Consider the following 24,689-nt stretch of genomic DNA (forward strand, 5'->3'; position numbering starts at 1 on the left):
CTGTTTAATGCTCACCAATCACTGTAATGGCATCTAGACTGGCTTTTTCGCGTTGCAAACCGGTCAGCTCGCTGAGTTCGCCATTTTTCATCATCAACAATCTATCCGCTTTTTCAAAATAGCTGTCATCATGACTGATAATAAACAGCGTTTTGCCCATTTTTTGCAACATGGGAATAATAGTGTGATAAAACACACGGCGATAGGCAGGGTCTTGGTCGGCAGCCCATTCATCAAGCAATAAAATAGACTTTTCTTCGGCGACAGCAAGCAGCATGGCAAGGCGTTTACGCTGCCCTTGCGAAAGTTCGGTGGCGCTCAGTTGGTTATCGGTGACGCTGACTTTTTCTTTGATGGCTAAGATATCAAGCCAATTGTCGATTAACTCAGCATTGGGCGTATTTTGCGCGCTTCCCATCACAGTGTTAAACAGATAAAAATCGCTATAAATCGCTGAAAATAACTGGCGATAATGGGGGTAATGTTCTGAGGCGACAGGCTGGTTATCGATAAAAATACCGGAATTTTCCGCAAATTTAGGCTGATATAACCCTGTGATGAGCTTGGCAAGTGTGGATTTTCCGCTACCATTGGCGCCAATTAAGAACACCACTTCGCCCCGTTTTAACGTAAAGTTGATATGTTTTAAGCCAAAATTTGCGCTATTGTCATAGTGATAATTTATATTTTTAAAAGTAATGACTTGCCAATTTGGGGTTAAAATTTGGGTATCAAAATCGGGGCTATAGTCGGCAAGCTGTAATGACTGTATTTTTTCCAAGGCAACTTTAGCCGTTTGCACGGTGGGAAATGCCCCAATCGCCATCAGTAAAGGCGACTGGATAAACAGTACGGTGAGGGCAAACGTGGTAGCGGTTGCAGTATCTACCCAATGATAAATATTGGCTAAGGCATAAATCACCCCAATTACGGCAAACATCATAATATTTGACCAGCTTACGGCTGATAAATGAAAAGTATCGGCTTTGACAATATGGTTGAAATAGTCGCTTGCATGGCGTTGATAATCATGGGTAAATAGACGGTTGGCACGTTCACGATTTAACGCAAGTTCTTTTCGTCCATCAATCACCGCTTGATAATCTTGATACAGTGCATCATTGATCTCTCGTAATGTGGCTAAATGGGCATATACATGACCAACGAGTTTACTGCTGATAAAAATGGTCAGCGTAATACACCCCATGACCACAAGCAGCATTGGCAGAGATAAAAACCCCAAATAAACCGCAGTTGCTGTACAGATAATCACCCCTTGCACCAGCTCAGGCAAGCGTACAAACGCCACGGTAATCGACTGTACATCGGTAGTTAGGCTGGCTAACAGCTTGGCACTACCGATTTTCTCGATTTGAGCGATTGCAGTGTCTAAGATACGTTTTATCAGTTGCGAACGTAATTCAAATACAAAGCGATGCCCTAACTTGGTCAAGGCAAGCTGTGACATAAACGTTGTCGCTAATAAACCCATAATCGCTACCAAAAATACCGCTAATATCTGCCAACTGCCTAAGAGGGGATTATCAGTGCCGACTGCTGCGATTAAAAAACGGTTAATAAAGGCGATAATAGCGACATTCACCAAGGCATTAAGCAGATTGAGCAAGATGACTTTGATAAAGGCAAAGCGGTGCTGTTGCCAGATAAGGGTCATAAGGGGCATGGTAGTGGGGAACATGTATTTCCTGTTTAGTTTTTATTTTTTAGGCAGTCTCAAATAAAAATCGGACAAAGCAAGCTTCATCCGATGGCAAACGTTAACAATGGGTAAAATTAAAAATCAAAGGTCGCTGACAGCTTCAATGTGCGTGGCTCACCTAAGGTAAGATAGCCTGCACCGTTGTCACCTGCCGTATTTTCATAACCGCCCACCGATGACCAGTAGTCTTTATCGGTGACGTTAGCAATCACCCCTTTGAGCGTGACTGCTTTACCAGCAAGTTGGGTTTTATATCTTGCGCCCAAATCCACAGTGGTGTAGCCATCGACTGTTAGGGTGTTGGCATCATTGGCGTAACGTTTGCCGGTATGGATGACATCGCCTGTTAAGGTTAAGCCATCTACTTGTGGTAAATCATATTCTAGCCCTAGGTTCAACAGGTGTTTTGCCGCACCGATAACTTGCTTCCCTTCAGTGGCATCGCTACCGGTGTCTTTTTGTTGGGTATCAAGGAAAGTCACGCCGCCTAGCACTCGCATATTGGCGGTGGGTTGTCCATATACATTGAGTTCAACGCCTTTATGTTGGTTTTTGCCGTGCGCTTCAAAGGTGGTATCAACGGTAGTATAACGCGGCTTGTTGGTTTGAAAAGCGGTGAGACCTGCACCGATAACGCCGCGGTCGTATTTCACGCCGATTTCGCTTTGTTTGGTGACGTACGGTGACATGGCTTGATCTGCATTGGTCAGCTCAGTTGTTACGCCATCGATGGTGGTGGTGAGAGGGGCAGTTTCGCCTTTGCTAAGGCTTTGCATATAGTTAGCAAAGACTGACCATTCATTGCTAGGGCGATATAATAGGGCAAACGCAGGCGTGGTTTTACTTTCTTTATATTTGCCATTACTGGCTTGGGTGGTGGGGTCAAAACTTTCATCTTCAATGGTTTGGTGTCTTGCCCCCAAGGTCACTTGAAGTTTATCATCCATGAAGGCTAGGGTGTCTGCCAATGCCATACTGGTGAGCGTGGTTTCGCCTGTCTTAGTAGGATGGTCGATATCGCCACCTGCCAACGCCGCTGCTGACCAGCTGGGTTTGGCGTACGAGGTTGGGTGATATAGATTGGTCGTTAGTGTGTTTTGCCAATCAAATTGATAAGGCGCTTTTATCTGTGATTTATAGATATTGCCAGACACTACCCAGTTATGGTTGATTTTGCCTGAGGTCAGTTTGCCACGAATACCGATTTCACCTGTGTTGATGTCGTCTTCACGGGCATTGTCAAAGCGGTAGGTGGTGCCATCGCCATTTAAATTGGTGACCGTCAAGTTAGCGAGCGAGTTCTCTTCTTCGCCATGACGAAAGCCATACGCGCCATACGCAGTCAAATTTGGGCTAAGGTCATATTCAGCCCGTAATGTACCAAACACATCTTTTTCATTTGAATAACTCCACGGTTGCGACCAGTTGCTTTTGGCATCAGCGGCCTTGGGTACACGGGTCAAACCTGACAAGGTGACATTGGTGCGCGTTTTTTGCAGTTCGTTATTTTGATAGCCCAAATCTGCCGATAACCGCATGTTATCTTGGCGATAATCTAAGCCCAAACCGACCAAACCCAATTTGGCTTTTTCATCATCGACTGCTGTACCGCCATCTTGATAAGCGACATTGGCACGCACACCGTACGCTTGATTTGCGCCAAACCGTTGTCCGACGTCTAGGGCAATTTTACCATTTTCGGCATTTTCGCTGCTGATAGTGACTTTACGAATCGGCGTTTGAGTGGCACGCTTTGGCAGTAAATTGACTGTGCCCCCTTTATTACTACCCCCGGGTGCCATGCCATTTAGGAAGGTGCTAGCGCCACGTTGTACTTCGACCCGCTCAAATAGCTCACTTGCGATAAATTGACGAGGCATAATGCCGTATAAGCCATTCATCATGGTATCGTCAGAGTTGGTGACAAATCCGCGAATCAGATAAGCTTCTTGAAAGTTACCAAAGCCACGAGCCACACGCACCGTTGAATCTTTTTTTAGGATATCGCCAACAGAATCCGCTTGTTTATTTAAAATAAAGTCATTGGTATAGGCCGTGGTCGAAAAAGGCGTTTCCATGGTCGATTTATTACCCAACATACCGATACGGCTACCGGTGGCGACTTGCCCACCTTGATAGGCGGGCGGCAAACCAGTTTTTGACGCATCCGCACTTGCAGTCACCACGATTTCATCGAGTAGGGTTTCTGTGGCAGCATCCGTGGTATTTGCTTCTTCTGCCATCGCCACGGTTGATAATAAGCCAACCGTACTTGCTGCCAAAGACGAACGCACGGCTAAAGATAATAGGGATAAACGCATATTCAATCACTCAAAAGACAATAGATAAAACATTTTTGCGAATGATAACAATTATTATTTCTATTTACAATAAGTAATGATAGCGTAACCAAAGAAGTTATGTTTTTAATTTTTCATACCTTTCATCAACCATAAAAAATATAAACCGCCTACGATGGAAGCGATGGTGCCCGCAGGTATTTCATAGGGAAAAATCGCATAACGTCCCACCCAATCAGCAATCAACATCAGTCCTGCGCCCAGTAGCGCTGACAAGGCTAATTGGTGGGGTAACTGCACTGCCCCAAGTGTCTTGGCTAAATGCGGCGTCATCAATCCAATAAAGCTTAGCGGTCCAACCGCCAGTGTCGAAACAGTGCTTAACACTGCTACAAGACTAAAAATCAGTATTTCGCTACGTTTTACTGATACGCCCAAACTGCGAGCCATCGTTTCATCTAGGCTAATCACCCTAAGTGGCTTTAGTAGCAAAAAACTGAGCAAAAATAACACTGTACCAATGACCATTAATGCCCACGCCGTCACAGGATAAGCATGGTATGTTGTACCCGATAGCCAATTAAGCATCGCTTGTAAGCGAGGGTCGCCTGACAGTTTGATTAAAGTTAACATACCACCCATTAATGCAGAAATCGCCACACCCACGAGTAACAAATAACTGGAGGATAGCCGACGAGCAAGCCACAAAACCAACAGTAACACCAAACCCGCACCTAACAGCCCACCCAATAAAGGCAATCCCAATGCCCAAAAAGAATCGGTTGCCAGTCCCAGTGTGCCTAATATTACTGGACTGAACACGAACACCAATACCACCCCCAATGCCGCACCTGAACTGATGCCCATCACTTCAGGACTTGCCATCGGATTTCGAGTCAAGTTTTGTAATAGTACCCCTGCCGTAGCCAGCATCAGACCTGTTGCCATTGCCGATAGCGTACGCGGTAGGCGAAAATTTTCGATAAAACTTGCCTCGGTATGCCACCCAAAACTGCCCATCGCATCAGGGGAAACACCTAATACACCTACTGTCACAAGCAGCAACAACCCGACCGCAACCGCCCAAAAACCGCCACCAAAATATCGGCGTTTGCTGACCAACAGGCTAGGGCTTTGTTCGGCAATCATGGGCTGTTTACTTTGTCGAATGACCAACCAAATAATCAACCCGGCACCTAATATCCCTGTGACCGACCCCACAGGCAGCGTTATGTTAAGTAATGGTTTGAACCAGGGTGACAGCAGCGTCACAATGTTATTAGTGAGCCATAACAACATCGCCCCAAAGGCAAATCCTGCCAGTAATCGTTGTCCAATCGGGCGAATCGCTACTACATTAACGACACTTGCCGCAGCCAAACCGACAAAACTTAAAACGCCCACGCGGCTTACCACGCTTGCCGTGACTACTGCAACAAGGATTACTACCAACATACGCACGGCAGCCACAGGTACTCCCAAGGCTTTGGCTTGGCGTTCATCAAGGCTCATGATGGTTAAAGGTTTGACCAAAAACAACAAGATAACGGGCAAGATTAGGCTTATTAGCACAAAAAACTGGCTGTTTTGCCAACTGGTTTGGGTTAAGTTACCGCTTTCCCATGCCATAACGCCCATTACCCTTTCTGAGAAAAAAATCATCAACAGTGAGGATATAGCAGAAAACAAAATATTGACCACCAAACCACCCAAAATGAGCACCACAGGATTCATCCGACTGTTGGCAGCAATTGCAAACACCAAGCCCATACTCAGCAATGCGCCAACAAATGCCACCCAAAAGCTACCATACAAGCCAAAACTGGGAAAAAACAGCGTCACAATTAATAAAGCCAATTGTGCCCCTGTCCCTACCGCAAGCGTACTATCTGAAGCAAGGGTATTTTTGACCAATTGCTGTAGCAAGACACTGACTACGCCCAGTAATCCCCCGGCAAATATCGCCACTAGCATAGTCGGCAAAATTTGTAACTGCGCCACCATTTGCGCTAAGGTTAGCGACTGTGAACTGGCAAATAATAACCCCAATGAATCATGCCAAGTGGTTTTAACAACCAAAGCCGTGGTCATTAAAACTAGCGACAATAAGCCACTAAAAAGCCAAAGGGCAGGGGCATTAAAGGGTTTGGTAATTCGCTGGTTATCTCGCTGGTTATGTTGTAGCCTAGTTTTATTACCCATGCGCCTTGCCCCCTAACCAATGAGCCTGATTTAATCGCTCGCCAAATACCACCATAGAAGACACACCGCCATACAGCCAAATCGGCGGTAAGACTGCCATACAGCGGCTATTGTTAGCCGTTGCGCCATAGCCTAGACGCTGCCACAGCAAATTTTTGGCTAATTCTTGACGTAGCATAGGACTAAACGGCTCAACCACTACCAAACAGGTATCATCATCAAGTTTTGCCAAATCACTCAATGCCAGCGAATTAAATCCCCAAAGATTGCCTTTACCCATCTGATCTTCAAGGGTAATCAAATTTAACCCCATCACCTCAAAGGTCGGTCGAAACAGGCTATTGTTGGTATAAATCCGCAAATTATTGCTATCGGCAAACTGCACCACCGCAATTTTTTTGATGTGGGGATACTTTTGGCGAAATGTGGCACCAAGCTCGCCAAGCTGTTTTTTTGACTGGGTTAAAAATTGCTGGGCGCGCTGCGGCTGATGAATAATTTCACCCAGCTGAAGAGTCGGTTCAGCATAGTCCTGCCAAGTCGCTACCGCGTTTTTTGACATAAAACTCACCGACTTATGGGGTGTGTTGCCGTAAGCAGGTCTTAGATGGGCATAAAAATCATTATCAATAATCACAATATTGTTAGAAGATGAGGTGAGTTGGGCAAGCCGTTCAAAGTTTGGGGTGAATCGCTCGCCAATATCGATGATATCACTTGGCAGCGAGGGTGTACCCACCCATTCACGGTAGCTTTTGGTATCGCCTGTGGCAATCGGTGGATAGCCTAGGGCGGTGAGTGTCGAAGCCACCGCCCAATCAGGGGTGATGACTTTGACGCTGTGAGCATCTGCAGGCGGTGCTTCAAGCTTTAAAGCCCCCTGAGGCTGGCAAGCTGTCAAAAAAAACAAAACAATCAGCAAGCAAAAAGCTCTCATCACACCACCGCCACTTTATTTCCGGTGACTGGGTGACTTAATAAATGCAAATTGATACCAAAAATCTGGTCAAGCACTTGCGGTTGCATGGTACTGGCGATATCACCCACATGACAAAGCTTGCCGTTTTTTAACGCAATAAACTCATCACAAAACTGTGCCGCAAGATTAATATCATGAATAATAATCACAATCGCCTTGTTTTTCTGCCGTGCCAAATCACGAATGAGACGCAGTATTTCAACTTGATAGACGATGTCGAGCGGGGCAAGTGGTTCATCAAGTAGCAAATAGGGCGTATCTTGGGCGATACACATGGCAAGCCATGCCCTGGCGCGCTCCCCTCCGGATAGCGTTGCCACTGATTGCTCGGCAAACGGCGTGACTTGGGTCAGCGCCATTGCTTCACGCACCTTAGTATGGTCTTGTGGCGTAGGCTTTTGTAGCCATTTTTGATAAGGGTATCGCCCTAACATCACCAGTTCGGCAACGGTAAATTGACTGGCATCAGGCAATTTTTGCGGTAAATAGGCGACTTGTTGGGCGAGGGTTTTTGGCGGTAAATCAAAGATTGATTTGTCAGCAAAATCCGGTAATAAAATCTGTCCGCTAGTGGGGGTGGTTTCCCCTGCCAAAGCTTTAATCAATGTCGATTTACCCGAACCGTTATGCCCAATTAAGGCATAGATTTTTCCCTTCTCAATGGTAACATTGATGTTGTTTAAGAGGGTTTTTTGTTGGCGCATGACGGTAAGCGATTGGGTGGTTAGCATGAGTTGACCCGGGTCAAAGTTTTAAAATAGCAAATCATAGCATTGATGATAATAATTATCATTAATTTTTATAAATAAGAATTAATATCATTTAAGATATTGATAACGATTATCATTCACACTATAATACAGCGATTTCAAAAGTTTCCCTAAACATACAGCGCTATAACTATGTCTATCCAACGTCACGCTAACTTTAGTCCAGCCCATTTCTCAAATGATATTAGCAGCATATTCGATAAAAAGTCGGGCACGTTGGCACTGATTGGTGTATTGAGCTTACATGGTATCGTAGCGATTAGCTTGGCAAATATGGCAACGCCTGATATCAAACCGCCCAAAGTCACGCCACCGTTAGAAATTAGCTTTATCGCGCCACCACCTGCGCCAACCAAGCCTGAAGAGATGACGGTAACAGCCGAGCAACAACCGATAAAACAACTACCTAAAACCGTAGAAAAACTAGCAGAAAAGCCAAAAGAAAAGCCGATAGAAAAACCCATCAGCAAGCCTGTTGAGAAAACAGTCGAAAAACCGATTGCTAAGAAACCTGTAGAACAACCGATTAAACCATTACCCGAACCGTCGAAACCAGCTGAAAAAACTATCGTCAAGCCGCCACAGGTTGACCAAAACATTGTCATGGCAAGGCAACTAGCCCTCGCCAATGAGCGAGCCGAACAGGCGCAAAAACAACAATTTGAGCGCCAACAAGCACTCGCCAGACAGCAAGACTTAAAACAACAACAAGAATTGGAACGGCAACAAGAATTGGAACGCCAACAAGCGCTTGCACGGCAAAAAGCGTTGGACAACCAATTAATTGAACAACAAGAGCGTGAGCGCAAACAAGCAGAAATAGATCGTCAAAAAGCGCTAGCTGATGCCAAAGCCAGACAAGCAGATGAAGCTAGGGCGAAAGCCGAAAAGGCAAAACAACAACAAGCCGACAAGGATAAAGAAGCCCAACAAGCGCAAAATAATTCACCTGTGAGCTTTTCGGCAGGGCAAGCAAGTTGGCGGCGGCAACCTAGCTTTAGCTGTCATAGTGAAGACCTGGAAAACGGCGCATTGACGGCGATTATTCGCTACACAGTGGACAAACAAGGCAATCCAACCAGCGTCACTTTAGCCAAATCGACCGGCAATGTCAGAGTCGATAGACAACTGTCTATGCAGGCTAAGAGCGGCAAATTTAACCCCTTTACCAAAAATGGCGTACCGGTGGTAGGTATTGTCAATCTACCGGTTCGCTGCCAATAACTATGATTATTAAAAAAATCCGTTTTTCATAAAGCTTATCCCCGTACAAATTGCTTTAACCAATATCACTTGCCCATTGTAGATATAAAAAACCCTCTAAATAAGCTATTTAGAGGGTTTTTCTTAGAGATTTTTTTGCTAGCTAATGAATTAGTTGTATTCAATAACAAAATCTTCTGTGGCTACGCGTACTTTTGCCATAGGCGCAATCCAATCACGTGCTGGATCTGAGACACCCACGTACATGATTACGATACTTTTTAGCCCAAATTTCTCTAAACCTAATACCTCGTCAATCAGCTTAGGATCAAAGCCTTCGGCAGGGCAACTGTCTACTTTAAGCTCTGCTGCTTGTGCCAACGCAAGTCCCAAGCCAATGTAAGCTTGGCGAGCGATATGTTCAAAGTTTTCGTCTGCACTTTTTTTGGCCACACTTGCTTTGAGCATGGAAGTATAACTATCAAAACGTCCTCTAGGTAAGCCACGCTCATCTGTGGTCATGTCATACACGGTATCAATTTTTTCGGCGCTATAATCCTGCCAACCTGCAAAAACAAGCACGTGAGAACATTCTTTCATGCAGTCAGGATTGAGCGCACCGGCGACTAGCTGCGCTTTGATGGCTTGGTTTTTTACCACGATAACTTTAAATGGTTGCAATCCCGATGAGGTGGGCGCCAGTCGAGCGGCTTCGATGATTTTGTCGATATTTTCTTGACTCACGCTTTGGTTTGGATCAAAGGCTTTGACGGCATGGCGCCATTGTAAGTTTTCAATCAGTGACATGAAATATTCCTAATCTAGTGATAAAACTATAATGATAATAGTAGAGCGATAAAAGTTATTGTCCGAGCCTTTAAACAAAGCTAAAGAAAGCTCGATGTTACCAATTTTGTCATTGGCTGTTAGAACGCTTGAAAGGCTTTCAACTTGCTCAACAAAACGGTAAATGTGCCCAAATGAGTCTTTGACATTTGAGCACGCCGCTTGCAATGGAAATTATGTTAAATTGATTATGCCACTACTTGGGTATGCAGACGTACGTCAACATTGCCACGCACCGCATTGGAATACGGGCAGACTTTGTCCGTCGTTTCCACCAAGTCTTTCGCTTGTTCTTCGCTGACGCCGCTAAGTTCAATATACAAATCGATGTCAAGCGCATAACCGCCTTGGGTATTCATGCCAAGCCCAACCACTGCTGAGGTTTTTGAGCTGACCCCTTCTAGCTTCATGCGCTGTGCCACATGAGTCAACGCATTGTCAAAACAAGCGGCATAACCCATGGCAAATAATTTTTCTGGGTTGACGCCTGTGCTATTTTGCTCAGGGGATTGTAAATCAAAGCCCAGTGAACCATCTTCTAGTGCAACGTGACCTGAGCGGCCGCCTGTTGAGGTAGCAGTTGGGGTTTTATAAAAAATTTTCATAAGAGTACCTTTTTTTGAATAATTAACTTGCGTGAATAAATGAAAAAATCGGCGATAGGCGTTATAACATTCGCCACAGTATTTAGGTTTTAATGTTTAGTTTGAAACAATTATATTTTACACAATATAATTTTCAGTGCCTAGACAAGGTAATAAAATTCTCACACGCTGCATACAAACTAATAACAAATGACTAAAAATGCTAAATCTAACGATACCCTAACAAGACGCATGATAATAGATAAGATATAGGCACATAGCGCTTAAAGATGAAAATTTGTTTAATGGTTTTTAGGTGAAATATTGTGGCGGCACTCGCCTGTATGAGTCGGGCAGAGTTTCTGTGCTAGTCGTTGTAGCAGATCTATGGCTTCATCATCTAATTGCATGGCAGCTAACATAGCACTAGGAATGGACGCAGCTTGAACTTTTAGGGCATCCCCTTTGGCAGTGAGCGATATCTGTACCACCCGTTCGTCTTGCGTGGCACGCTCACGATGCACGAAGCCTTTGGCTTCAAGTCTTTTAAGTAAAGGGGTTAGGGTGCCGGTATCAAGGTCTAAAAAATCGCCCAAAGTGCCGACAGTTTGTGGACTTTTTTCCCATAGCACCAGCATGACAAGGTACTGTGGATAGGTCAAATCCAAGGCTTTTAGCAGGGGACGATAGTGGTTAGTGATACTTTTTGACAGTGAATAAATAGGAAAACATAACTGGTTACTCAGTTTGAGGGCATCAAGGCTCATCGTATTTTTTGGGACTCTAGAGATGAAAGGGTCATTGACCACTATAGGAAAAAACGCATCTTTGTGCAATCATTAACCACAATTAGCGGTCTGTGCGGTCAAGCAGTTGATAGCCGATGAGAGTGCATAATGTGACAAAGATAGCGGGTTAAATGACGGCATTTGTTTTTAAATTCATAATCTTGCATAATGGGTTTGGTATACTAAAAATCAAGGTGGGGATATGCTAATTGAGCCTTGGCACTGGCTAATTTTGGGGTTAGTGCTGATTATTCTTGAACTATTCTTGACCAGTTTTGTGAGTTTATCGATTGGTATGGCGGCGATTGTGGTGGCGGCTTTGTCATGGTTATTACCGTTTAGCTGGTTTTTTTGGCTGATGGTATGGCTGATGCTGTCGGTGATTTTTACTATCATTGGCTTTAAATTTATCAAGCCGTATATGCAAAATCGTACCACAGCAGGATTGGGTTCGGGGGTTATCATTGGGGAAACAGGCATGATTGTTCAAAGTCCGCAAGCAGATAAATTGGGCAAGATTCGTTTTAGTGTGCCAATTTTTGGGGCGGATGAATGGGTGTGTCGTAGCTACCAAAGCGCACCGCTGGCAGTTGGCGATAGAGCCATTGTCGTGGATGTCATTGGAAATGAGTTGCTTGTAGAATCCACCAAGCATCAATAAGTATTAATAAGCATCTATAAAGGAATTGTCATGGAAGCGTTGAGCGGTATTGGTATTTTTTTGGTCGCCTTTGTGCTATTTACCCTTTATAAAGGGGTAAAAATCGTACCACAAGGGTTTAAATGGATTGTACAGCGTTTGGGTAAGTACCATCAGACCTTAGAGCCTGGGTTGAATTTTATCATTCCTTATGTCGATAACGTGGCATATAAAGTAACCACCAAAGACATAGTGCTTGATATTCCATCGCAAGAGGTCATCACCCGTGATAACGTCGTGATTATCGCCAATGCGGTGGCGTATATCAATATCGTGCATCCAGAGCGTGCCGTGTATGGTATTGAGAATTATGAGCAGGGCATTCGTAATTTGGTACAAACCTCACTACGTTCTATCATTGGTGACATGGATTTTGACAGTGCGTTATCATCGCGTGACCAAATCAAAGCCGCGCTAAAAATGTCAATTTCTGATGATATTGCCGATTGGGGAATTACCCTAAAAACCGTGGAAATTCAAGATATTAGCCCATCACCTACCATGCAAATGGCGATGGAAGAACAGGCGGCTGCAGAGCGTCAACGCCGTGCTACAGTGACCAAAGCGGACGGTCAGCGCCAAGCGGCGATTGCAGAAGCCGATGGACGTCTTGAGGCTTCACGGCGTGATGCCGAAGCGCAAGTGGTACTGGCGCGAGGCAGTGAGCAATCAATTCGCTTGATTAGTGAAGCGGTGGGCGAGCGCGAGATTCCGTTGCTATATCTACTAGGTGAGCAGTACATCAAAGCCATGACTGATATGTCAAAATCACCCAATGCCAAAACCGTGGTACTGCCTGCTGATATCTTAAATACGGTGCGCGGTATGATGGGGGAAGTGGGCGATAAAATCCACCGTCCTTAACATTGGGCGTGACTCACCTGCTGATTAAAACGCTGACTGAAGCCGCTGACTGAAACCGCATCACCTTGCGGTTTTTTATTCGCCAAAATTGGGTAATCATGACATTTTAGGATGTAAAATATGCGTGAAATGAAAAATTTACTATTGGTATTACATACCCCATCAGATAATACCCAGCGATTAGCAGAAGTTGCAAAATCCGCCACACAGCTAGCGGATATTGATAACGTCACTGTGATTGTTAAAACACCGTTACAAACCCAAGTGGAAGATGTGTTAAAAGCCGATGCCATTATCATTGGCACAACCGAAAATTTTGGTTATATGGCGGGGCTGACCAAGGATTTTTTTGAGCGAATTTATTACCCGGTCCTTGAGCAAAAACAAGGACTGCCTGTGGCGTGTTATATCCGTGCTGGGCTCGACGGTACAGGTAGCAAGCGCGCGGTAGAGAGTATCGTCACGGGATTGCGTTGGCGCTGGATACAACCGCCCTTGGTATTAAAAGGTGAATGGTCAAGCGCATTTGATGAGCAAGTCGGAGAGCTTACCATGGCAGTCTGTGCAGGTTTATCATTGAATATTTTATAACCGCTTTATCATGATTTCCGAGTAAATTACTCAAGTTTTTTTCCGCGTGATTAGCAAGTTTGTTATAATATCAACAATTTCACATTGTATGACACGCTGTAAGGATAGTTATGACCCGTAAGCCTGAACTTTTATGCCCTGCTGGCACTTTTCGTAATATGCAATATGCGTTTGCCTATGGCGCAGATGCCGTATATGCGGGACAAGCACGCTATAGCTTGCGGGTGCGCAATAATGATTTTGATGAGGAAAATCTTGCCAAAGGAATTGCCTACGCCCATTCACTCGGCAAGCAGTTTTATGTCGTGGTCAATATCCAAGCGCATAATGCCAAACTTAAAACCTTTATCGAAGACATCCGCCCTGTGATTGAGATGAAACCCGATGCGCTGATTATGTCAGATGCTGGGATGATTATGATGGTGCGTGAAGCCTTTCCAGAGCAGGTAATTCACCTATCGGTGCAGGCGAATGCGGTAAACTGGGCAACGGTCAAGTTTTGGAAACAAATGGGCGTCAGCCGCGTGATTTTGAGTCGCGAGTTGTCACTCAAAGAAATCGAGCAAATCATCGCTGAAGTGCCTGATATGGAAATTGAGGTATTTGTGCATGGGGCACTTTGTATGGCCTATTCGGGTCGTTGCTTGCTCTCTGGCTATATCAATAAACGTGATGCCAACCAAGGCACTTGTACCAATGCCTGTCGCTGGTCATACAACACCTATAAAGCAGAAGAAAACGAAACAGGCGATATCGTGCCAACACAGCCTATCAGCCAACCTATCAGCCAACCTATCAATAGCCCCGAAGTTTTTGTTCCTACTCAAGCCACGCAAGAAGATGCTATTCAAACTGTCAATCTAAATGGTGATGTGGTGATGGGCGATGACTATGTACAGCAGCCATCGGATGAAGTGGTACTGATTGAAGAACAAGGTCGACCAGGCGAATTGATGGCGATGTTTGAAGATGAACATGGCACTTATATTATGAATTCTAAAGACTTACGTGCCGTTGAGCTAGTGCCTGAGCTAACCCATATGGGGGTGCACTCACTCAAAATCGAAGGCCGTACCAAGTCGCATTATTATGTGGCGCGCACCGCGCAAGTGTACCGCCAAGCGATTGATGATGCCGCCGCTGGCAAACCATTTGATACAGGTTTAATCACCGCACTCGATGGGCTAGCCAATCGCGGCTATACCGAAGGCTTTTTACGTCGCCACGTGCATAGTGATTACCAAAACTATGAATATGGGTCATCAAAAACTGATCATCAGCAGTTTGTTGCCGAGATTAGCGACATTACCCCAACGCGCTTAACCTTAATAATTAAGAATAAATTGATGGTGGGTGATACCATCGAAATCATGACACCGCAGGGTAATTTGAGTTACCTACTCAAAGAAATGTGGAATAAACAAGGTGAGCCGATTGATGGCGCTTTAGGCTCTGGCTGGGTGTGTCAAATCGCCAATCCGTTTAAAGAGATGCAAGATGATGTGTTGCAATTTGCGCTAATCATGAAAAGCGTCAGCGAGCCGATTTTCACCTAAGGTGATTTTGCTGTCGCGGTATCAGGCAGGAATTGTGGATGCAAGATGACAGTGTATGGTATATGAGGTATGGCGCCTAAGTGCGGTGTCAATCGTTAATCGCTAAAGGTATTAATTGCTAAAGGTAAAAACAGACTACAAGACATGGCATTAAAAATCACTTCCGACTGTATCAATTGCGACATTTGTGAGCCTGAATGCCCAAATGAAGCCATTAGCTACGACAATAAAGTACAAAAAACTTACGTCATCAATCCTGACTTGTGCACCGAATGCATCGGGTTCTATGATGAGCCAACCTGCGATAAGGTCTGTCCGATTGATTGCATCATCAAAGACGATGAGCATCCTGAATCGCCCGAACAGCTACTTGCAAAATATAAGCAAATTTGGCAAAAATAATACTAACAAAAAGTTGCGGTAAATGTTGCCAAAACATTTTACTATAAGTTAATCAATTTTTTTTGAAGTGATTACTGGCATTTTTTATCAAAAAACAACATTCAAAGTAACATTTAAAGTGACATTCATGGTTAAAAAAAATAACAAAGCGACTGAGCCTCAAGCACAGCAATCGAAGTGCTCAGCACAGCCTCGCAAACAAAAAAACAAAGCTAAAAAGCGTCACGTTGTCGCGAAACTCATTGGCGTCGGTGTGACAGCCACAGCGGCAACAGGGGTAACTGCTGTCCTAGGTAGTTATGGCGCATGGCAATATGTCAAGCAGCAATATAGGGCGCGCCGTTTGTATACCCCTGCATTTAGTGGGGTTGTTACCAATCAGCATTTTAAAGGTAAGGTGCACAAGGTCGGTGAGTATTTGACCTTTGTCACCGATGGCGCTACCTATGCGCTCAATGACCCATTACTGCGTATCCAATCACTGTATCAGTCCAATAAAACACCTACTGACAATCAAGCCAGTCATCAAACCAAGCTTATGGATCAGGTGCATTGTGATGATGTCACTATTGTTGCGGAACTCAGTGAAAAAGGACATTATGGTTATTTAGGACATTTGGACTACCAGTTAACCGTGGTGGACACCGCAGATGATGCCATGAATTTTTAATGGCATTTTTTTAATAGAGTATAGTATAGCTTTCGTGACATACGAATGATTATAACCACCCAAGTTGAACCATCATCAAAGGAGCTGAAGATGACAACAAAATTTATCCCAAAACCTTATCGTATCGAGCGCAATGACTGCCAAGCCATGCTGATTGATATACAAGAAAAACTTGCGCCCCATATTGCCGAACATCGAAAATTACTCAAAAAAACAGCGATTTTGATTCAAGGTCTACAAACGCTCAATATTCCCATTATGGTTAATGAGCAATATCCCAAAGGACTGGGGCATACTTTGCCAGAGTTGACGCAGTTACTATCTGAAAAAAATACGCCAGTTTTTGAAAAAACAACCTTTAGCGCCTGTGATACGCCAACCTCTTGGCATCATATCGCCCAGCAAAATCGCAACAATGTGATTTTATTTGGTACAGAAGCTCATGTCTGTGTCATGCAGACGGCGTTAGATTTACTCGATAACGGTATGCAGCCCATCATTATCACCGATGCGGTGGGCTCGCGAGACCTGTATGACCGTAAAATTGCGATTCGTCGTATGCGCCGTGCCGGTGCCGTCGTCACCACCACCGAAGCGATTTTATTTGAGCTGTGTCGTAGCTCAGAAGATCCCGCGTTTAAAACGATTTCAGCGCTAGTCAAGTGAATACGACTCAGACCATGCATGATTAAGAGGTATTTGATGCAACCACTTATTGATTATCTGTTGGCATTGGATGCCTTAAAATCAGTCAACCGCCGCAACTATACCACCCAACTGTCTAAAGACACGCCACGACGTCTTGAAAATTCTGCCGAGCATTCATGGCATTTGGCGATGGCGTGTTGGGCAGTCGCGCAGCATTTCAAACTGGATGTCAATCATGAAAAACTGCTCAAACTGGCACTGGTTCATGACTTGGGCGAAATTGAGGCGGGTGACACGTTCTTATACGCTGATAAACGCTCGCAGGCGCATGTTGATGAGCGTATCGGCGTTGAAAAAATGGCAGCGATGATGGGCAACCCCGTTTCAGAATTGTTAACGCTGTGGGATGAGCAAGAAATAGGTCATAGTGCTGAAAGCAAACTACTTAAAGTAGTGGATAGGCTATTGCCCTTTATGCTTAATATGGTGACAGATGGCGGTGCGTGGACAGACCATCAGGTCAAGCGCTCCCAAGTCGAAGCCGCCCAAGCCTTTATCAGACAGGATTTTCCCATCATTCACGACTGGATAACCGAGCAAATTGCCATTGCGGTACAACAGGGTTGGTTGATTGAAGATTAAACATAAAAAAACGTGCGACATAGGCACGTTTTTTTAACTCGCTATTTTTAAAATCACTAACAGTTAAACAATCTCTGGCGATTGGTTATTATCAATAACCGCCTCATTGACTGTGACGGTTTTGCCGGGTGTCATCGAGGGTAATTCATACATGGTATCGAGCAGGGCATTTTCAATAATGGAGCGTAGGCCACGCGCGCCGGTACGACGCTTTAAGGCTTGTTTGGCAATCGCAACTAGCGCATCATCGGTAAACGATAACGTCGCATTTTCCATCTCAAACAAGTATTCGTATTGTTTGACCAGCGCATTTTTTGGCTCGGTTAAGATTTGTACCAATGCTTCTTCGTCCAGTTCTTCCAGTGTCGCGACCACAGGCAGACGACCAATTAACTCTGGAATCAGACCAAATTTAATCAAATCTTCTGGCTCGACTTGCTTGAATAATTCACCGGTTTTCTTGCCGCTGTCTTTGGCTTTTACCTCAGCGTTAAAACCGATACCGGTTTTTTCGGTACGCTGTTGAATGACATTGTCTAGACCAGCAAACGCACCGCCACAAATCACCAAGATATTACTGGTATCGACCTGAATCATCTCTTGGTTTGGGTGCTTACGACCACCTTGCGGTGGGATATTGGCAACCGTACCTTCAATCAATTTCAACAGCGCTTGCTGTACGCCTTCACCCGACACATCACGGGTAATCGAAGGGTTTTCGCTTTTACGGCTGATTTTATCAATTTCATCGATATAAATAATGCCTTTTTGCGCTCTCTCGACATCAAACTCTGCCGCTTGTAACAGTTTTTGTACGATGTTTTCCACGTCTTCACCGACATAACCCGCTTCGGTCAAGGTAGTGGCATCGGCGAGCGCAAATGGGACATCAAGTAGGCGTGCCAGGGTCTGCGCCAGTAAGGTTTTGCCCGAGCCCGTTGGACCAATCAGCAAAATATTACTTTTTGATAGCTCAACCATCGCATCTTCAGCGCCAAGTGTCGTCAGCGCCTTATCTTCACTCAGCTTTTCACTGACCTTTAAGCGTTTGTAATGGTTGTAAACCGCTACTGCCAAAGTTTTTTTGGCTTTATCTTGACCGATGACATACTCATCTAAGTGGCTGCGGATTTCTTTGGGCGTTGGCAATTTGCGCGCTGCCCAGTTTTCACGCTCATTGGTATCACTACCGTCGCTGCCCGATGACTTTGATTCGGCGATTAAATCATCGCACAGTTCAATACACTCATTACAGATATTGGCGTCTTGACCTGCAATTAGCTTTTTGACTTCGTGTTTGGCTTTACCACAAAACGAGCAGTGTGGCTCAATGTCATTTTTTGACATAAAAAAACGCTCCTAAAATTATGCTTGTTTTAATTGCTTTGTGATTGTGTAACCTATTAAGCAATGCTTGGACGTTTTTCTAATACTTCATCAATCAGACCGTATTCTTTGGCTTCTTGGGCATCTAGCCAATAGTCACGCTCGACATCACGGGCGATTTTTTCAAGTGGCTGACCGGTACGTTCTGCCAAGATTCTATTTAAGCGTTCACGGATTTTTAGGATTTCACGCGCATTGATTTCAATATCGGTCGCTTGACCTTGTGCCCCACCTGACGGTTGGTGAATCATCACACGCGCATTGGCTAAGGCATAGCGTTTACCTTTTTCACCCGCAGCCAATAAGAATGAACCCATACTATAAGCACCGCCCATACAAATCGTTGACACTTGTGGCTGGATAAAGTTCATGGTGTCAAACACCGCAAGACCCGCACTCACAGAGCCACCTGGTGAATTGATGTACAAGTTAATGTCTTTTTCTGGATTTTCCGCTTCTAGGAACAACAACTGGGCGACAATTAAATTCGCCATGTGGTCTTCAACTTGACCGGCTAAGAACACCACACGCTCACGCAATAAGCGAGAATAGATGTCAAATGAGCGCTCACCGCGAGCCGATTGCTCGACCACCATAGGTACTAAAGCACTTTGTGGTGACAACACGTCACGGGTTACGGTATTTTGGATTTGACTCGTCGCGAAAGGCGAGTCCAAGAATTTTTCTAACATGTTATTGTCCTTTTTAAATATGCAAAAGCCCTTATCGTTTATAAGGGCAATTGGCATAAAAACAAGTTACTAAGCTGACTAAAAATACATTCTTAAATGCTTAAGCTTAAATGCCTAAGAATGGATTAAGCCAATTATTACATCATCGCTTGTTGTTGGCTAGCCAGTAAATCTTGGTAAGATACTTCAGTATCAGTCACTTTACCTTGAGACAAGATATGATCGACCACTTGATCTTCTAACACTACCGCTTCGATGTTGGCACGTTCTTGCGCATTGTTGGTGTAATAGTCGATAACTTCGTTTGGATCTTCGTAGTTTTCTGCCATTTCGTTGATGTATGTGGTCACACGTTCTTGGTCAACTTCAAGTTTGTTTGACTCAATCAGGCTTGAGACGATGATACCAAGGCGGGCAGCGCGCAGGGCTTGCTCTTCAAATAATTCGTTTGGTAGCATATCTTTGTTAAAAGTTTTAGGATCTGCACCAAATTGCTGGGCAAAACGGTTTAACATCATGCTGCGTTGGCGATCGATTTCTTGCTCAAGCATCGATGCAGGTACGTCGATTTCATTTTTTTCAAGTAGGGCGTTAAATGCCGCTTCTTTCACTTGGTTACGGGCAGCGCTTTTTACTTCGCGCTCCATGTTTTTACGCACGTCTGCTTTAAGTTTGTCTAAGCCGCCTTCTGTTACCCCAAATGCTTCAAGGAACTCATCGTTTAATTCTGGTAATTGTGATTGCTCAACTGATTTGACGTTGATTTTGAACTGTGCTTGTTTGCCTTGTAGGTTTTCAGCTTGGTAATCTTCTGGGAACGTCACGTCGATGGTTTTTTCTTCGCCTGCTTTCATGCCTTTGATACCATCTTCAAAGCCTGGAATCATACGACCACTGCCTAAGACTAGGCTAAAGTCTTGTGCGCTACCACCTTCAAATTTTTCACCGTCGATTGAACCTTCAAAGTCAAACTTGACTTGGTCGCCTTCATCTGCGGCATCATCTTTGGCAACGTAAGTTTGGCGTTGCTTTTGTAGGTTTTCAATCATGGTGTCAACATCTGCGTCGCCCACGTTGGCAACTTGACGCTCAACTTCGATGTCTGATAACCCTTGAACTTCTACTTCTGGGAATACTTCAACCGTTGCTTGATAAACCAAAAAGTCGTTTTCAAGTTTCACGTCATCAATGTTTGGCATACCCACAGCGCGGATGTTTTCTTGACGAATCGCATCAAATACGGTATCGCGAATCACATCATTGATGACTTCTTGTTGGATACCTGCGCCATATTGGGCGCGAATGTGTGATACGGGCACTTTACCTTTACGGAAACCGTCGATTTTAGCGGTTTTTGCCACTTGGTTGATGCGTTTTTCCACGCGACCTTGAATGGTTGACACAGGTACTTTAACCGTGAGTTGGGTTTCAAGATTTGATTTTTTGTTGGTAGTTACTTCTAAGTTAGTAACTGTTGAATCTGACACATTTGAATTTGACATAACAAAACCTTCCATAAAATATCAAAAAAGAGCAGCGTGGGTGCCACTCATAAGGGTAAATAGCGATAAGTTATCAGGCTTTTAAGGTGATTGAAAAAAGCCTATAAAATACGCAATCCAAAATCTGTTGGTTAACGCATGCTAAAAGGCAAAAATTAACCGAAAGTGGTATAGTATAAATTAATCATCTAGTAAAGTAAAAAAATTGTTGCTGTAAAATCTCTGTATCGGCTACCTTAGCAGTCACACCCTGTCTATCTGCAAGAGTGTGAGTTGAAAACCTTTACTTTACCAATTGCACTTTTACTTCATCAATTGCATTAGCAGTTGCTGCATCGCTTGCCCGCGATGACTAATGCGGTTTTTATCGCTCTTTTGCATCTCGGCAGCGCTTTTTTGTACGCTTGGCACCCAAAATAGCGGGTCATAACCAAAACCAAGCTCACCTTGCGGGGCGGGCAAGATTTCACCTTGCCAAATCCCTTGTGCAATGATGGGTAGTGGGTCATCGGCATGGCGCACGAGTGCCAACACGCAAACAAACTGCCCGATAATCGGTTCATTCGCGTGTCTGTGGGGTTCAAGCAGCCGCAATAATTTTTGGTTATTGGCTAAGTCTTTATGCTCGCTAAAGCTGGCTTCATCTTGGGCAAAACGCGCAGAATAAATCCCAGGTTGACCGCCTAGTATGGGTACACATAAACCCGAATCATCAGCAATCGCAGGCAGTCCGCTAATACGGCTGGCATGCCGGGCTTTAATCAGCGCATTTTCAATAAAGCTCAGTCCATCTTCGACTGCGTCCTCGATGCCCAATTGCCCTTGCGGGATGAGGGTTATCTCAAGATTGGCTTGTTCAAATAATTGCTTGAATTCCGCGAGTTTGCCTTGGTTATTACTGGCGAGGACTAACTGGCGGGTAGGAAATAGTTGATTAAGGATAGAAACTGACATACAGACCCACTGTGTGTATTTTGCATAAAAAACTTGACCTTATCATAGCATAGTTAACAGTGGCTCGCGCTGCAAATACTCACATTGTAAAAGCCTTATACCAAACCACTACAGTTTTTTTTGAATAATTTGCTATCATCAAATAGCAAGTAACGGGTTAAAAATCAGCTTATTAGCATGCACTCATTGATTTTTACCCCACAAGATAATAAATCCCCACTATAGAAACGGTTAAATTCTGCCAATTTTTATGGCAAAATAACCCATGTGTTATGAGGATATTATCAAGGCTAATGATAGCAAGGTTAATAAACAAAGCTAACGATAGCAAAGTTAGTGAGGGGTTTTAACCCTTGATAAAGCTTGATGAAGCATAGATAAATAATATAAACTAAATAACATCAACCCAGCCAACTTGCCATTTCGGATATGGTTTTGATATATGCGCTTTTAATACAAAGCTTTTATCACACAAATGGCATGTGGTTACTTTTATTATAAAGTCATCACAACAATAGCGAAGGAAAAAGGAAAATAATATGTCACACATTACATTACCAGATTTACCATACGCCAAAAACGCGCTTGAGCCACATATCAGCGCAGAAACCCTAGAATTTCACCATGACAAACACCATGCAGCGTATGTCAACAAACTAAATGAGCTACTACCAGGTTCAGGTCTTGAAGGTAAAGAGCTAGATGAAATCATCAAAGCCACCGCAGGTGATAGCAGCAAAGCGACCATCTTTAACCAAGCGGCGCAGGTTTGGAACCACACTTTCTATTGGAACTGCTTGACAGCCAATGGTGGCGGTGAGCCAACAGGCGATCTAAAAGCCAAAATCGAAGAAGCGTTTGGTTCGTATGCAAAATTCCGTGAAGAATTCAAAAACGCGGCTGTAAGCCAATTTGGTTCAGGTTGGGCATGGTTAGTGGCTGACAGCGTGGGTGGTCAATTATCAATCACCAAAACGGCAAACGCAGACACCCCATTAGCCCATAACCAAGTTGCAGTATTAACATGTGACGTGTGGGAGCATGCTTACTACATCGACTATCGTAATCGTCGTCCAGATTACGTTGACACTTTCCTAGACAAACTGGTCAACTGGGATTACGCAAACGCCAAATACAAAGGTCAAGAAGCTGGCGTAGAAAAATAATCGCCTATTTTTGCTTCTTTAAGCCTTTTAATTTTTTAAAAAAGCCGAATCAACTTCGGCTTTTTTTATTATTTTTTTTTATTAATAGGCACTAAAAGTAAAATGTTATTAATCCTATATCAAGCCTTTCGTTATCTGCCACATTGGTGCTAATTAACCTATCGCAAGCAGATTACCAACGTGCAATTTACGGTTGACCCGCTCATTCATTTACGCATCAGCCAAACGCATTGTCTTAAAGGTAAAAATGCAGACAACAAAAAGGCGAGTATTCAATGACTCGCCTAATTTATTTGCACATTTGTGGTAAAGATAAAGCAGTGTTAAGAAACTTGTACAGGAATCACGTTGGCAGTGTCTTTAACGATATTACCTTCATCAAGGTAAACCAAGCGTGGATGATGGTTGTCGGCTTCTTTCTCATCCATTTGCGCGTAAGCAGCGATAATTACCACATCGCCTAAATCCGCCATGTGAGCGGCTGCCCCGTTTAGCGAAATCATTTTTGAGCCTGCTTCTGCACGAATCGCATAGGTGCGAAAACGTTTACCGTTGTTGACATTGTAAATGTCGATTGATTCGTTCTCACGGATGCCCGCCAAGTCGAGTAACTCGCTATCAATGCCACATGAACCTTCGTAGTGAAGCTCACAATGGGTCACACGCGCGCGGTGAAGTTTGGCTTTTAATAGGGTTAATAACATGATCGTTCCTTACCTTGTCAGGTTAACGCGATGCGCGTCATTGTGGTAAAAGTGAGCAGGCTAGTCATGAGAGGCTATTAACCAACTCGATAAAAGTTAAACATGATTGAAATATCAGGTGAGAAATTCATCCATCTTGCAATCAATATATGGAAGGAAAATAAAAGTTCAAGGATAGACCCTAAGATTTATCAATCTTGTCCTTTGGTTAACGTTAGGCATTGGGTAGTTTAAAACTATTGATGGCTTGCTGGGCTTTGGCTAAGTCACCTGTCACCAAATCGGGCAGGGTACGCATGGCAGCATCTAGCATACTGTCAAATGCGATTTGCTCATCAGCGGTCGGTTTGCCAAGCACATAACCCGATACTTTGGACTTATGTCCTGGATGACCAATCCCCAAACGTAAACGATGAAAATCTGCACCGATATGCGGCACGATATCACGCAGTCCATTATGACCGCCATGACCACCGCCTGTTTTTAAGCGCATACGACCCACATCAAGGTCAAGCTCATCATGAACAATCAGCAGTTCGTCATTGTGGATGCCATAAAAATTCACCATCGGCACCACCGCTTCCCCTGATTTATTCATAAAAGTATGCGGTAACAATAAGCGTATATCCATGCCATACACTACGCCACGTCCAACCAAACCATGAAATTTTTTATCCAACGTCATGGTGATGTTAAACGTCTCGCTCATACGCTCCACAAACCAAAAGCCAGCATTATGCCGTGTTTGGGCATACTGCTGACCTGGGTTGCCAAGTCCGACAATCAGTTTCAGTTTTGACACGCTGATTATTCCAACTTA

Annotated in this window: 24 protein-coding genes; 10 read left to right on the plus strand and 14 right to left on the minus strand. The window is 44.2% G+C overall.

The genetic code is table 11. The annotated features are described in order from the left end of the window. Positions 1 to 4: 4 nt before the first annotated feature. The 5 genes from H9W84_RS01330 to H9W84_RS01350 all read right to left on the minus strand — a co-directional run bounded on the left by H9W84_RS01330 (position 5) and on the right by H9W84_RS01350 (position 7,932). Positions 5 to 1,699, minus strand: a complete 1,695-nt coding sequence (locus H9W84_RS01330; protein WP_275579707.1) for a multidrug ABC transporter permease/ATP-binding protein — start codon at positions 1,697 to 1,699, stop codon at positions 5 to 7. Between the two features lie 95 nt (positions 1,700 to 1,794). Next, positions 1,795 to 4,041: a TonB-dependent receptor gene (locus tag H9W84_RS01335; protein ID WP_239741388.1), complete on the minus strand. Its 2,247-nt coding sequence runs from the start codon at positions 4,039 to 4,041 to the stop codon at positions 1,795 to 1,797. Between the two features lie 105 nt (positions 4,042 to 4,146). Further along, positions 4,147 to 6,222: a Fe(3+)-hydroxamate ABC transporter permease FhuB gene (gene fhuB, locus H9W84_RS01340; protein WP_239741389.1), complete on the minus strand. Its 2,076-nt coding sequence runs from the start codon at positions 6,220 to 6,222 to the stop codon at positions 4,147 to 4,149. Then, positions 6,215 to 7,159 (minus strand): ABC transporter substrate-binding protein, encoded by a 945-nt coding sequence (locus H9W84_RS01345; protein ID WP_239741390.1) that lies wholly within the window; start codon positions 7,157 to 7,159, stop codon positions 6,215 to 6,217. Before H9W84_RS01345 ends, fhuB begins: the two co-directional genes overlap by 8 nt. After that, entirely contained in the window at positions 7,159 to 7,932 is a 774-nt protein-coding gene (locus tag H9W84_RS01350) for an ABC transporter ATP-binding protein (protein ID WP_007117267.1), read from the minus strand. The genes H9W84_RS01345 and H9W84_RS01350 overlap by 1 nt, the downstream gene beginning before the upstream one ends. 171 nt (positions 7,933 to 8,103) lie before the next feature. Here H9W84_RS01350 and H9W84_RS01355 point away from each other — a divergent pair, with 171 nt between their 5' ends. Further along, positions 8,104 to 9,195, plus strand: coding sequence for a TonB family protein (locus H9W84_RS01355; RefSeq protein ID WP_239741391.1), 1,092 nt, complete (start codon positions 8,104 to 8,106; stop codon positions 9,193 to 9,195). A 150-nt stretch (positions 9,196 to 9,345) separates the two neighbouring features. Here H9W84_RS01355 and H9W84_RS01360 read toward each other — a convergent pair whose 3' ends face one another. The 3 genes from H9W84_RS01360 to H9W84_RS01370 form a co-directional block, all read right to left on the minus strand. Continuing rightward, positions 9,346 to 9,981 carry a nitroreductase family protein gene (locus H9W84_RS01360; protein WP_239741392.1) on the minus strand — a complete coding sequence of 212 codons (636 nt, stop codon included), beginning with the start codon at positions 9,979 to 9,981 and terminating at the stop codon, positions 9,346 to 9,348. Between the two features lie 227 nt (positions 9,982 to 10,208). After that, on the minus strand, positions 10,209 to 10,625 hold the full coding sequence (locus H9W84_RS01365; RefSeq protein ID WP_007117263.1) for an Ohr family peroxiredoxin: 417 nt from the start codon (positions 10,623 to 10,625) through the stop codon (positions 10,209 to 10,211). Positions 10,626 to 10,906: 281 nt separating this feature from the next. Further along, positions 10,907 to 11,371 (minus strand): MarR family winged helix-turn-helix transcriptional regulator, encoded by a 465-nt coding sequence (locus tag H9W84_RS01370; protein ID WP_239741393.1) that lies wholly within the window; start codon positions 11,369 to 11,371, stop codon positions 10,907 to 10,909. 223 nt (positions 11,372 to 11,594) lie between these two features. Between H9W84_RS01370 and H9W84_RS01375 the strand changes: the two genes are divergently transcribed. The 8 genes from H9W84_RS01375 to H9W84_RS01410 all read left to right on the plus strand — a co-directional run bounded on the left by H9W84_RS01375 (position 11,595) and on the right by H9W84_RS01410 (position 17,465). Next, on the plus strand, positions 11,595 to 12,053 hold the full coding sequence (locus tag H9W84_RS01375; protein WP_239741394.1) for an NfeD family protein: 459 nt from the start codon (positions 11,595 to 11,597) through the stop codon (positions 12,051 to 12,053). 30 nt (positions 12,054 to 12,083) lie between these two features. Next, on the plus strand, positions 12,084 to 12,956 hold the full coding sequence (locus H9W84_RS01380) for an SPFH domain-containing protein (RefSeq protein WP_036603224.1): 873 nt from the start codon (positions 12,084 to 12,086) through the stop codon (positions 12,954 to 12,956). 120 nt (positions 12,957 to 13,076) lie between these two features. Then, a complete protein-coding gene (locus tag H9W84_RS01385; RefSeq protein ID WP_239741395.1) occupies positions 13,077 to 13,547 on the plus strand; it encodes a flavodoxin family protein in 471 nt (156 codons plus the stop codon). Between the two features lie 110 nt (positions 13,548 to 13,657). Further along, entirely contained in the window at positions 13,658 to 15,103 is a 1,446-nt protein-coding gene (gene trhP, locus H9W84_RS01390) for a prephenate-dependent tRNA uridine(34) hydroxylase TrhP (RefSeq protein WP_239741396.1), read from the plus strand. A gap of 144 nt (positions 15,104 to 15,247) precedes the next feature. Further along, a complete protein-coding gene (locus H9W84_RS01395; RefSeq protein WP_050324926.1) occupies positions 15,248 to 15,505 on the plus strand; it encodes a YfhL family 4Fe-4S dicluster ferredoxin in 258 nt (85 codons plus the stop codon). Between the two features lie 127 nt (positions 15,506 to 15,632). Then, complete coding sequence (locus H9W84_RS01400) at positions 15,633 to 16,175, plus strand: hypothetical protein (RefSeq protein WP_239741397.1); 543 nt, start codon at positions 15,633 to 15,635, stop codon at positions 16,173 to 16,175. A gap of 90 nt (positions 16,176 to 16,265) precedes the next feature. Beyond that, positions 16,266 to 16,841 (plus strand): hydrolase, encoded by a 576-nt coding sequence (locus H9W84_RS01405; RefSeq protein ID WP_239741398.1) that lies wholly within the window; start codon positions 16,266 to 16,268, stop codon positions 16,839 to 16,841. Between the two features lie 36 nt (positions 16,842 to 16,877). Next, positions 16,878 to 17,465: an HD domain-containing protein gene (locus tag H9W84_RS01410; protein WP_096488391.1), complete on the plus strand. Its 588-nt coding sequence runs from the start codon at positions 16,878 to 16,880 to the stop codon at positions 17,463 to 17,465. Between the two features lie 63 nt (positions 17,466 to 17,528). Here H9W84_RS01410 and clpX read toward each other — a convergent pair whose 3' ends face one another. The 4 genes from clpX to rdgB form a co-directional block, all read right to left on the minus strand. Then, positions 17,529 to 18,812: an ATP-dependent protease ATP-binding subunit ClpX gene (gene clpX / locus H9W84_RS01415; RefSeq protein WP_096488392.1), complete on the minus strand. Its 1,284-nt coding sequence runs from the start codon at positions 18,810 to 18,812 to the stop codon at positions 17,529 to 17,531. A 56-nt stretch (positions 18,813 to 18,868) separates the two neighbouring features. Beyond that, positions 18,869 to 19,543: an ATP-dependent Clp endopeptidase proteolytic subunit ClpP gene (gene clpP / locus H9W84_RS01420; RefSeq protein ID WP_256999118.1), complete on the minus strand. Its 675-nt coding sequence runs from the start codon at positions 19,541 to 19,543 to the stop codon at positions 18,869 to 18,871. A gap of 137 nt (positions 19,544 to 19,680) precedes the next feature. Continuing rightward, on the minus strand, positions 19,681 to 21,045 hold the full coding sequence (tig, locus tag H9W84_RS01425; protein ID WP_007117250.1) for a trigger factor: 1,365 nt from the start codon (positions 21,043 to 21,045) through the stop codon (positions 19,681 to 19,683). A 303-nt stretch (positions 21,046 to 21,348) separates the two neighbouring features. Further along, entirely contained in the window at positions 21,349 to 21,999 is a 651-nt protein-coding gene (rdgB, locus tag H9W84_RS01430) for an RdgB/HAM1 family non-canonical purine NTP pyrophosphatase (protein ID WP_239741399.1), read from the minus strand. A gap of 539 nt (positions 22,000 to 22,538) precedes the next feature. On the opposite strand from rdgB, the gene H9W84_RS01435 reads away from it, so the two are divergent. Beyond that, a complete protein-coding gene (locus H9W84_RS01435; protein WP_060994448.1) occupies positions 22,539 to 23,165 on the plus strand; it encodes a superoxide dismutase in 627 nt (208 codons plus the stop codon). Positions 23,166 to 23,488: 323 nt separating this feature from the next. Here H9W84_RS01435 and panD read toward each other — a convergent pair whose 3' ends face one another. Both panD and pth read right to left on the minus strand, forming a co-directional pair. Continuing rightward, complete coding sequence (gene panD / locus H9W84_RS01440; protein ID WP_036589204.1) at positions 23,489 to 23,869, minus strand: aspartate 1-decarboxylase; 381 nt, start codon at positions 23,867 to 23,869, stop codon at positions 23,489 to 23,491. A gap of 214 nt (positions 23,870 to 24,083) precedes the next feature. Next, positions 24,084 to 24,671, minus strand: a complete 588-nt coding sequence (gene pth, locus H9W84_RS01445; protein ID WP_095356732.1) for an aminoacyl-tRNA hydrolase — start codon at positions 24,669 to 24,671, stop codon at positions 24,084 to 24,086. Positions 24,672 to 24,689: the final 18 nt, after the last annotated feature.

The sequence above is a fragment of the Moraxella tetraodonis genome, assembly GCF_022359095.1.
Lineage (GTDB): Bacteria > Pseudomonadota > Gammaproteobacteria > Pseudomonadales > Moraxellaceae > Faucicola > Faucicola tetraodonis.